Genomic DNA, 10,325 nt, shown 5'->3' with positions numbered 1-10,325 from the left:
CATTGCGCTGATCAGGTGCGCTCAATTTTGCGTGGCTTGCTTGCGGTGGCGCCGATTCCTAGTAGCGCGGCATGAATGGCATCCCTATAAATCGCCGGCGAAGGCTCTGGCTTCGAGGGACGCGGACAACCCATCCATCTGCTGAACAGAAGCCAGATGAGAAAGCCGCATGGCCTCTACGGTGGCCATCAATTCCGCGAAATGGCGACGTTCGGGCATCGGCGGGCATGGTATAGGCAAGCTCCGAAGAGTTGCTAAGTTGATGTTCTTTTGAGCGGACTCTGGCGCCAGTGTCTCAAGCGACTTCTGTAGGAACATCATCCAAACGCGGACGTACTCGCTGGTGCTGAACTCACTTGCGGAGAAGCCGACGACGCTGTCGGGAAAACAGGCGTCGATCTTGAGTATCGCGGTCTTGGCGATATTTGCGGCGATTGTAATGCAGAGCGTACCAGCGGGCCACATCTTCGATTGCCTAAGCCCGACTTCAGAGTACGATTGTTTTGTCGAATATATGTAGCCACCGCTGTTGGACACTTCACCTGTTTGAACTAGCGGGTACGGTCCACCAAGTAACTCTGGAGCATTGCGCGGCCGATGCTTGGAGATGCCACGTTCCAGCGAGCCAAGGTCACTGAGTTTGACGAGAGGTAATTTCCGTGGGTTGTCAGAGGGGTGACCGAACATATCGATGAAGATCGCGTGGGGAAGTGAGCTGCGATAAGTCATAGTGTCGTGGCGTTTCGCCCGAAGCATGTCAGCTTGGTCGAGGACGGCCGCGATGCGCCGTTGTTCTGAAAGGGGTGGCAACGGTATTGGGAATTTGGCGAGTTCAGCTGGAGATAGCCGCGGCAAATTGGCGCCATAGCTGCGATTGACGGCCCGAGCAGTGGTCTCTGGCCGTAGCAGATGCCGCATCAAAAACCGCCTATCAAGGGCATCACTTGGACGAATCGGAATGATGTCTGTACTGCATATACCGGAGAAGTCGGGAATCGCAACTTTCTGGAGGTATGGCCGCAATTTCCCGAACAGTACATCGCCTGGCTCAAACTTGAACTTGGTGCTAGCGATACCAGCCTCTGAGGCTTGGATAGGCCGAACATGCCTTCCGCCGGATGCAATGTGTTCCAGTCCTACGTACATCGTGTCGGGAGCCACCTGATTTGCGTCCATCGTTGTTCGCGCGAACTGGGCTACCTCGCCAAGCGGCACCGTTGGCCACTTCGTCATTTTGACTCCGCAAGCATCCGGCGCAACTCCGCCATTCCAGCACGAATGTCATCCTCAATCTTGTCGAGTTCATCGAGAATCTCGATGGGTGAGCGGTGCTCGACCTCTTCGTGGACGATCTCCTTATACCTGTTGATCGACAGGTCGTAGCCTTGGGCAGCGATTTGGTCCTTCGGCACGCAAAACGACTGCTCGGTTGGCGCTCGGTCCCGCTCCGCTGTCTCGCGAAGTGCCCATCGCTTCAGCACATCTGGCAAGTTGTTCTTCTCATGCTCCTCGTCTGACAACTCGGCTAGGGGACCGAGCTTCGACAGGTCCAGCAGTGGCGTGCGCTTATCGTCCAGTGAATACCCGTCGGCGCGGACGTCGTAGAACCACACGAAATCCGTTCCGCCAGAACCGGTCTTGGTGAAGAACAGCACTGCGGTGGAAACACCTGCATACGGCTTGAACACACCGGACGGTAGCTTGACCACCGCGTCCAGCTTGTGGTCCTCGACTAGCATGCGGCGAAGCTCCTTGTGCGCCTTCGTCGAACCAAACAACACGCCGTCCGGGACGATCACCGCTGCGCGACCGCCCATCTTCAGCAGCCGCAGGAACAACGCGACGAACAGCAGCTCCGTCTTTTTGGTTTTGACGATTCGCTGCAAGTCCTTTGCCACATTCTCGTAATCCAGCGAGCCGGCGAATGGCGGATTGGCCAGCACCATCGAGTAGTTCTCGGCATCGTGAGTGTTCGCCTCGGCAAGCGAGTCGCGATAACGCACGTCGGGATGTTCGACCCCGTGCAGCATCATGTTCATTGATCCGATGCGCAGCATCGTCCGGTCGAAGTCGAAACCGGTGAACATCTCGTTGTGAAAGTGCTTGCGCCACTTACCGGCTATCTCGTCGGCGTGATGGGCCCTCATGTACTCGATCGCCGCCACCAAGAAGCCGCAGGTTCCCGCCGCCGGGTCAACGATGGTGTCGCCGGGCTTGGGCGCCATCATTTCCACGATCAGCTTGATGATGTGCCGCGGCGTACGGAACTGCCCGTTCTTGCCCGACGTGGAGATCTCCGACAGCAGGTATTCGTAGACATCACCCTTGGTGTCGAGGTCGTCCATCGGGACCTCGTCGAGCATGTCGATCACCTTGGCCAGTAGCCCTGGGCTCGGGATCGTCAGCCGGGCATCTTTCATGTGCTCGGCAAACGTCGAATCGTCGCCGCCCATCTCGCGGATGTACGGGAACACCTTGTTGGCGACGGCCTCGTAGGCCTCGTCGGGATGCATGTTCTTGATGAACGACCACCGAAGCTCGTCTCGGCCGACCGGAAACGGATTGCCCTCGACCGGCTTGCCCAGCAGTTGAGCACGTTCCAGCGCCCTCGACTGCTGGTCGTCGAGCCGCTTGATGAACAGCAGATAGGTGATCTGCTCGACTACCTCCAGCGGGTTGGACATCCCGCCGGACCACACCGCATCCCATATGCGGTCGATCTGATTGCGAACTTCCCCTGTGAGCATCGCCGTTTACCTGTCCCCGTCAGCCGTGGTCGAGTCCAACAGGACTGTATAAGCGACAGGACCGACAAACGCGCCACACGCGCAGGTGCTCCGCGGCGATCTCGAAGAGAGCGGGAAGCGATCAGCCGGATGTACGACAGTGAGCGGTCCGTCCTCGAGAGTGACGTTTTGCAGAGGTCTACTCGAAGTTTCTCTGCGAAACGTCGCTTTCGGCGTTAACCGTTCAGCGTGCAGGCCGAACCGGCGGCGGGTTACACGTCAGCTTGTCGCTGTAACAAGTACGCTCGATTACGTGCAGCGTCGAATCATGGGTATCGAGACCGAATTCGGTGTCACCTGCACGTTTCACGGGCACCGTCGGCTCAGCCCTGACGAAGTGGCCCGCTACCTGTTCCGCCGCGTCGTCTCGTGGGGTCGCAGCAGCAACGTCTTCCTGCGCAACGGCGCTCGGTTGTACCTCGACGTCGGCAGCCATCCGGAATATGCGACCGCCGAATGCGACAACCTGGTGCAGCTGGTCACCCACGACCGCGCCGGGGAGCGGGTGCTCGAGGATCTGTTGATCGACGCCGAGCAGCGGCTCGCCGACGAGGGCATCGGCGGCGACATCTACCTCTTCAAGAACAACACCGACTCGGCCGGCAACTCCTATGGCTGTCACGAGAACTATCTGATCGTGCGCGCCGGCGAGTTCTCCCGGATTTCCGACGTGTTGCTGCCGTTCCTGGTCACCCGGCAGCTGATCTGCGGCGCCGGCAAGGTGCTGCAGACGCCGAAGGCCGCGACGTTCTGCTTGTCGCAACGGGCCGAGCACATCTGGGAAGGAGTGTCCAGCGCGACGACGCGGTCAAGACCGATCATCAACACCCGCGACGAGCCGCACGCCGACGCCGAGAAATACCGCCGCCTGCACGTGATCGTCGGCGACTCCAACATGTGCGAGACCACGACCATGCTCAAGGTCGGCACCGCCGCGTTGGTGCTGGAGATGATCGAGTCCGGTGTCGCGTTCCGCGACTTCTCCCTGGACAACCCCATCCGCGCGATCCGCGAGGTCAGCCACGACCTCACCGGTCGGCGGCCGGTCCGGCTCGCCGGCGGCAGGCAGGCCAGCGCGCTGGACATCCAGCGCGAATATCACGCCCGTGCCGTCGAACACTTGCAGACCCGGGAGCCCAACGCACAGATCGAGCAGGTGGTCGACCTGTGGGGCCGCCAGCTCGACGCGGTGGAAAGCCAGGACTTCGCCAAGGTCGACACCGAAATCGACTGGGTGATCAAGCGCAAGCTGTTCCAGCGCTACCAGGACCGCTACAACCTCGAGCTGTCTGATCCCAAGATCGCCCAGCTGGACCTCGCCTACCACGACATCAAGCGCGGCCGCGGTGTCTTCGACCTCCTGCAGCGCAAGGGCCTCGCCGCCCGGGTCACCACCGACGAGGAGATCGACGAGGCCGTCGACACCCCGCCGCAGACCACCCGGGCCAAGCTGCGTGGCGAGTTCATCAGCGCCGCCCAGGAAGCCGGCCGCGACTTCACCGTCGACTGGGTTCATCTCAAACTCAACGACCAAGCGCAGCGCACCGTGCTTTGCAAGGATCCGTTCCGGTCGGTCGACGAGCGGGTCAAGCGGCTGATCGCCAGCATGTAGCTGCGCCGCGATTGCGGCTCGCGCAATTAGGCTGACAAGGTGGGGATCTCCAAAGTCGAGCGGTTGATGAACCTCGTCATCGCGCTGCTTTCCACCCGCAACTACCTCACCGCCGAGCGGATCCGCGCCACCGTGCTCGGTTATGCCGACTGCCCGACGGACGAGGCGTTCTCGCGGATGTTCGAGCGCGACAAGAACGAGCTGCGCGACCTCGGCATCCCGCTGGAAACCGGCCGCGTGTCCAATCTCGACTCCACTGAGGGCTACCGCATCAGACGCGACGACTACGCGCTGCCCGACATCGAACTGACCGCCGACGAAGCCGCGGCCGTCGCCGTTGCGGTCCAGCTGTGGCAGTCGCCGGAGCTCATCACGGCGACCCAGGGTGCGCTGCTCAAACTGCGCGCCGCTGGCGTCGATATCGACGCCGGCGACGCCGTTTCGATCACCTCGGCGGCCGCGCTGCCCGGCATCCGCGGTTCCGAGTCGGTATTGCCGATTCTGTTGAGCGCCATCGACTCCGGACAGGCGGTGCAGTTTCAGCACCGATCGTCACGCGTCGAGCCGTACACCACGCGCACGGTCGAGCCGTGGGGGGTGGTCACCGACCGGGGGCGCTGGTATCTGGTCGGCAAAGACCGCGACCGCGACGCAGTGCGCACCTTCCGGCTGTCGCGGATCGGCGCCGAAGTCACACCGATCGGGCCGCCGAACGCGGTGCGCAAACCCGACGACGTCGATCTGCGCGAGATCGTCGCCAAAGCAGTCGGCGAGGCGCCCACCGGCGTGGCGGCGCGGGTGTGGGTGGCCGCCGAGCGCGCCACCGCGCTGCGCCGGGCAGGCACTGTGGTCGAGTCGATGACACTGCGCGGCCGCCCGGGCGACGTGCTGGCCATCGACATCGGCTCGATGGATCGGCTGGCTCGCGAGGTCGCCGGCTACGGTGCCGACGCGGTGGTGCTGGAGCCAGAATCGCTGCGCGACGAGGTACTCACGCGACTGCGAGCGCAAGCGCAGGTCAGCGTATGAGCCAGCTCTCCACGCGGCTGGTTCGGCTGCTGAACATGGTCCCGTACTTCCAGGCCAACCCCGGAATCAGCGCCGAAGAGGCGGCCGCCGACCTCGGCGTGAGCACCAAACAGCTGATGGCCGACCTCAACCAGCTGTGGATGTGTGGGCTCCCCGGGTACGGCCCCGGCGACCTGATCGACCTGTCGTTCTCCGAAGAGAGCATCGAGGTGACCTTCTCGGCGGGCATGGACCGTCCGCTGCGCCTGACATCCTCCGAGGCAACAGCCGTGCTGGTCGCGTTGCGGGCACTCCTCGACATCCCCGGCATGGTCGATCCCGAAGCCGCGCGCAGTGCGATCGCAAAGATCGAATCGGCGGCCGGCGGCCACCGGGCGATGCCGACTGCGGCCGCCACCGCCGACACCCCGGCCGTGGCGGCCGTTCGCGAGGCCGTGCGCAGGCGCCGCGCCGTGGCCCTCGACTACTACTCCGCCTCGCACGACACGTCGTCGCATCGCGTCGTCGACCCGATCCGCATCGTGTTCGTCGGCGACCAGAGCTACCTGGAGGCGTGGTGCCGCAGCGCCGAAGGGGTGCGGTTGTTTCGGTTCGACCGCATCGACTCGGCCCAGGTGCTCGACGAACCGTCGACGCCACCGCCGCCCGCCGTGCAGGCCGGCCCGGACACGTCGTTGTTCGACGCCGACCCGTCCCTGCCGTCGGCCACCCTGCACGTCGCGCCGACGGCCACCTGGATGTTCGACTATTTCCCGATGCGGATGGTGCGCGAACTGCCGGACGGCTCCTGTGAGGCGGAGATGACCTACGCGTCAGAGGAATGGATGGCCCGGCTGGTGCTCGGCTTCGGGTCGGCGGTGAAAGTGCTGGCGCCGTCGTCTCTGGCCGAGCGGGTCCGCAGCGCCGCGGCGGCGGCGCTGCAGGCATATGAGGCCGAGTCGCTGCGGTAGCATCGAAGCAACGTCTGGAGGCAACCCATGTGGACAAACGGCATAACAGGTTGGCACCTGATCATCCTCGTCGCGGTGATCGTCCTGCTGTTCGGTGCCAAGAAGCTGCCCGACGCCGCCCGCTCGCTCGGCAAATCGATGCGGATCTTCAAGTCGGAGATCCGCGAGTTGCAGCACGAGGGAAAGTCGGAGAACCCGCCACAGCCCAATCCTGTGCAGTCCGAGCGGGTCGACGCGCCGGCCCCGGAACAGAACCACAGCCGACCAGCTTGAGCGACGCGCCGCCCGGCGCACGTGATCACCGCTTGTGAAGATTCCCGGCGTTCTTAAGCGGCTGGACCCTCGCCGTCGCCGTAGTCGGGTCAACCCCGACGGCACGATGTCGTTGGTCGACCACATCCGCGAACTGCGCACCCGCCTGTTGATCTCGGTCGCGGCGGTCGCGCTCACCACGATCTTCGGGTTCGTCTGGTACGGCCACGGAGTCTTCGGCCTGGAGAGCCTCGGCGAATTCCTGCGCCAGCCTTACTGTTCCCTGCCGCCGTCCGCGCGTGCCGATATCAGCGCCGACGGCGGTTGCCGGCTGCTCGCCACCGCCCCATTCGACCAGTTCATGCTCCGGCTGAAGGTCGGCCTGACCGCGGGGGTGGTGCTGGCCTGTCCGGTGTGGCTGTACGAGCTGTGGGCGTTCATCACCCCGGGGCTGTACCGCAACGAGCGCCGGTTCGCGGTCGCGTTCGTGTGCTTCGCGGCCCTGCTCTTCGTCAGCGGCGCGGTGCTCGCCTACGTCGTGCTGTCCAAGGCGCTGCACTTTCTGCTCACCGTCGGCGGAGACGTGCAGGTGACCGCACTGTCGGGCGACCGCTACTTCGGCTTTCTGATCAACCTGCTGCTGGTGTTCGGGGTCGGGTTCGAGTTTCCGCTGCTGATCATCATGCTCAACTTGATCGGCGTGCTCACCTACGCCCGGCTGAAGTCGTGGCGGCGCGGCCTGATCTTCGGCGTCTTCGTGTTCGCGGCATTCGCGACGCCGGGGTCCGACCCGTTCTCCATGCTCGCGCTGGGTCTGGCGCTGACCGTGCTGCTCGAGGTGGCGATCCAGATCGCTCGCGTGCACGACAAACGCAAGGCCAAGCGTGAGGCAGCTGAGGGCTGGGCGGTCGCCGACGACGAAGCCGCGCCGATCGAGGCGCCGGAAGCGCTGCCGTCGCATGACCGTTAGTGAGCTGGCGAAGTTCTCCGCGCTGTTGCCGTTCACGCTGGACCCGTTCCAGCTGAAGGCGTGCTCGGCGCTGGAAGCAGGCCACGGTGTGCTGGTGTGCGCACCCACCGGCGCGGGCAAGACCGTGGTGGGGGAGTTCGCGGTGCACCTGGCTTTGCAGGCCGGACGAAAGTGCTTCTACACCACCCCGATAAAGGCGTTGTCTAATCAGAAGCACACCGATCTGGTATCCCGCTACGGTCCCGAGAAGATCGGGTTGCTCACCGGCGACCAGTCGATCAACGCCACCGCGCCGGTGGTGGTGATGACCACCGAGGTGCTGCGCAACATGCTGTACGCGGATTCGTCTGCGCTGCATGGTCTTTCGTATGTAGTCATGGACGAGGTGCACTTTCTTGCCGACCGGATGCGCGGCGCGGTCTGGGAGGAAGTCATCTTGCACCTGCCCGAAGAGGTTCGGGTGGTGAGCCTGTCGGCCACCGTCTCCAACGCCGAGGAGTTCGGCGGCTGGATCAAGACGGTGCGCGGCGACACCACCGTGGTCGTCGACGAACACCGCCCCGTGCCGCTGTGGCAGCACATGATGGTGGGCAGACGACTGTTCGACCTGTTCGACTACTCCAGCGGCGGCGGCCCCGACGACGCCGGCCGCGCGCCCTTGGTGAACCGGGAGTTGTTGCAGCACATCGCGAATCGTCGCGAGGCCGACCGGCTGCTCGAGTTCCAGCCGCGTGGGCGCGGGCGCAATCCGCGGCCGCGGCTGTACCGGACGCCGTCGCGGCCCGACGTGATCTCGGTGCTCGACCACGACGCGCTGCTGCCCGCGATCGTGTTCGTGTTCTCCCGCGCCGGGTGCGACGCGGCGGTGGGTCAATGCCTGCGGTCGTCGCTTCGGCTGACCGACGACGACGAGCGACCCCGCATCGCCGAGGTGATCGACCGGCGCACCGCCGAGCTGTCCGACGCGGACCTGCTGGTGCTGGGTTTCCACGAGTGGCGCGACGCGCTGATGCGCGGCATCGCCGCCCATCACGCCGGCATGCTGCCGATCTTCCGGCACACCGTCGAAGAGCTGTTCACCGCCGGGCTGGTCAAGGTGGTGTTCGCGACCGAGACGCTGGCGCTGGGCATCAACATGCCCGCGCGCACGGTGCTGCTGGAGCGGCTGGTGAAGTTCAACGGCGAGCAGCACCTCCCGCTGACCCCGGGCGAGTACACGCAGCTGACGGGACGGGCCGGCCGTCGCGGCATCGACATCGAGGGCCACGCGGTGGTGCTTTGGCAACCCGGCGTCGACCCCGCCGAAGTGGCCGGGCTGGCGAGCACCCGAACCTTCCCGCTGCGCAGTTCGTTCGCGCCGTCTTACAACATGACCATCAATCTCGTGCACCAAATGGGACCCGAGCAGGCGCACGCGCTGCTCGAGCGGTCGTTCGCGCAATACCAAGCCGACCGCTCGGTGGTGGGACTGGTCAATGCGATCAACCGCAACACCAAGACCATGGCCCAGCTTTCGAAGGAACTCGGCGAAGACAGCGCGGCGGTGCTCGAGTATGCGCGGCTGCGGGCCAAGCTGGGTGAACGCGAACGCGCCCAGGCACGGTCGTCTCGGCTGCAGCGCCGGCAGGCGGCCAGCGATGCGCTGTCGTCGTTGCGCCGCGGAGACATCATCTCGATAAGCCGGGGCCGTCGCGGCGGACTGGCGGTGGTGCTGGAGGCCGACCGCGACGCGACGGATCCGCGGCCGCTTGTTCTCACCGAAAACCGTTGGGCAGGAAGAATATCCGCGGCGGACTACGGTGATGCCGCGGCGCCGCTGGGTTCGATGACGCTGCCCAAGCGCGTCGAGCACCGTCAGCCGCGGGTCCGTCGCGACGTGGCGTCGGCGTTGCGCTCGGCGGCCGCGGGCCTCAAGATGCCCGGTGCAAACGCCCGCCGCCGGACCGAACCCCGCGACGATCCGCCGATGCGTGCGCTTCGCGACGAAATCCGTCACCACCCGGCGCATCGGATCCCCGAGCGGGAAGCCAAAATGCGCATCGCCGAACGGTATCTGCGGATCGAGCGGGACAACGAGCAGCTGCGCCGCAAGGTCGCGACGGCGACGCATTCGCTGGCGCGCACCTTCGACCGAATCGTCGGATTGCTCACCGAGCGGCGCTTCATCGAGAACGACACACAGGACAAGCTGCGCGTCACCGACGACGGGCGGCTGCTTGCCCGGATCTATTCGGAAAGCGACCTCCTGGTCGCGGAGTGCCTGCGCAGCGGCGCATGGCACGGGCTGAATGCCGCTGAACTCGCGGGCGTGGTGTCGGCCGTGGTCTACGAAACCCGCGGTGCCGACGGACCGTCGCCGCGGGCCGCCGAGATACCCACCGCGCCGTTGCGGCGAGCGCTGGCCGAAACGCGGCGACTGGCGGGGGCGCTGCGCGACGACGAGCAGCGGCACCGACTCGAGCTGAGCCGCGAGCCCGACGAAGGGTTCGTCACCGCGGTGTACCGCTGGGCCACCACCGGCGATCTGACCGCGGCGCTGGAGGCCTCTGACGCGGCGGGCGCCGGAACGCCGCTGCCCGCGGGCGACTTCGTGCGGTGGTGCCGTCAGGTGCTCGACCTGCTCGACCAAATCCGCGTCGCCGCCCCCGACAAGGGCCTGCGAACCTCGGCGAAACGCGCGATCGACGACATTCGGCGCGGCGTCGTCGCAGTTGATGGCGGGTAGG

8 protein-coding genes are annotated in these 10,325 nt (G+C 65.1%); 6 read left to right on the top strand and 2 right to left on the bottom strand.

Going from position 1 to position 10,325, the window contains the following annotated elements; genetic code table 11:
- Positions 1–84: 84 nt before the first annotated feature.
- Together AC5Y39_RS08425 and AC5Y39_RS08420 are read right to left on the bottom strand one after the other, a co-directional pair.
- On the bottom strand, positions 85–1,233 hold the full coding sequence (locus AC5Y39_RS08425) for a restriction endonuclease subunit S (protein ID WP_500016499.1): 1,149 nt from the start codon (positions 1,231–1,233) through the stop codon (positions 85–87).
- Complete coding sequence (locus AC5Y39_RS08420; protein ID WP_500016501.1) at positions 1,230–2,747, bottom strand: type I restriction-modification system subunit M; 1,518 nt, start codon at positions 2,745–2,747, stop codon at positions 1,230–1,232. The genes AC5Y39_RS08425 and AC5Y39_RS08420 overlap by 4 nt, the downstream gene beginning before the upstream one ends.
- A 292-nt stretch (positions 2,748–3,039) precedes the next feature.
- Here AC5Y39_RS08420 and pafA point away from each other — a divergent pair, with 292 nt between their 5' ends.
- The 6 genes from pafA to AC5Y39_RS08390 are packed head-to-tail and all read left to right on the top strand — an operon-like array spanning position 3,040 to position 10,324.
- Positions 3,040–4,398 (top strand): Pup--protein ligase, encoded by a 1,359-nt coding sequence (pafA, locus tag AC5Y39_RS08415; protein ID WP_499908128.1) that lies wholly within the window; start codon positions 3,040–3,042, stop codon positions 4,396–4,398.
- Positions 4,399–4,437: 39 nt separating this feature from the next.
- Positions 4,438–5,427: a helix-turn-helix transcriptional regulator gene (locus tag AC5Y39_RS08410; protein ID WP_500016503.1), complete on the top strand. Its 990-nt coding sequence runs from the start codon at positions 4,438–4,440 to the stop codon at positions 5,425–5,427.
- Positions 5,424–6,377, top strand: a complete 954-nt coding sequence (locus AC5Y39_RS08405) for a helix-turn-helix transcriptional regulator (protein ID WP_500016505.1) — start codon at positions 5,424–5,426, stop codon at positions 6,375–6,377. The genes AC5Y39_RS08410 and AC5Y39_RS08405 overlap by 4 nt, the downstream gene beginning before the upstream one ends.
- Positions 6,378–6,404: 27 nt before the next feature.
- A complete protein-coding gene (gene tatA / locus AC5Y39_RS08400; protein WP_500016507.1) occupies positions 6,405–6,650 on the top strand; it encodes a Sec-independent protein translocase subunit TatA in 246 nt (81 codons plus the stop codon).
- A 34-nt stretch (positions 6,651–6,684) separates the two neighbouring features.
- Positions 6,685–7,599, top strand: coding sequence for a twin-arginine translocase subunit TatC (gene tatC / locus AC5Y39_RS08395; RefSeq protein ID WP_500016509.1), 915 nt, complete (start codon positions 6,685–6,687; stop codon positions 7,597–7,599).
- Positions 7,589–10,324 (top strand): DEAD/DEAH box helicase, encoded by a 2,736-nt coding sequence (locus AC5Y39_RS08390; RefSeq protein WP_500016511.1) that lies wholly within the window; start codon positions 7,589–7,591, stop codon positions 10,322–10,324. Before tatC ends, AC5Y39_RS08390 begins: the two co-directional genes overlap by 11 nt.
- The last annotated feature ends 1 nt before the right edge of the window (position 10,325 follow it).

The organism is Mycobacterium sp. NGS39 (genome assembly GCF_059812765.1).
This window is presented reverse-complemented; position numbering and strand designations above follow the sequence as displayed.